Genomic DNA, 674 nt, shown 5'->3' on the forward strand with positions numbered 1-674 from the left:
TAGATATTTTCTTCCCTGATAGGTTGAATTTTAAACTATGATATTCTATACTGACACAGCTCAGCGAACGTTCTCTAAATTGTTTTGTTCTGGAATTATAATTTAGTTACTTTAACGATTTCATGCAACAAGTTTTACTTGATCTTTAGTCAATAACTCTACCATATGATAACCTAATTCTTGGGAAAATTGTTCAATTACATATCCATATTTATTATTAATCCAATCCTTCAGAAAGTTAGTAGGAGCAATTAAAGTCAGCTTCTGTGTGATAGCATCTTCCTCTGCTCTGAGTTTAGAAAACCAAGATTTATCAATATGTTCACCAAAATTAGCAATTAACTTTTTTCTTATCTTGTACCAAACAGAATTTTGATCTAATTCTGTTAAAAAGATTTCATCTGGTAATCTTGATGAACCTAATTTTTTATAAGTGGCTGGTAATTGCTGATAAACAATTTTAACATAACCATAAACTGCAACAATAGCGTTTTCTAAATTTTGCTGTTGATGGTTAGTTAAAGTTAAATCTTTTGGTAATTTGACAGTACAAGTATTAGCTAAAGTAATACGTGTAAATTGTCCATCAGATAAAGCTTGCAATGATAATTCAGATAATCCTCTAGTTAAAATATTATCATTGATATCATCATTTTCATTCATCACTAAACCAG

At 28.9% G+C, this 674-nt stretch carries 1 protein-coding gene; it reads right to left on the reverse strand.

What is annotated here, in order from left to right:
* Positions 1 to 120: 120 nt before the first annotated feature.
* Positions 121 to 674: DnaA N-terminal domain-containing protein (locus RiCNE_RS07155; RefSeq protein WP_275656758.1), on the reverse strand; the 554-nt coding region annotated here is incomplete at its 5' end.

It is taken from the genome of Rickettsia endosymbiont of Culicoides newsteadi (genome assembly GCF_002259525.1).
Lineage (GTDB): Bacteria > Pseudomonadota > Alphaproteobacteria > Rickettsiales > Rickettsiaceae > Tisiphia.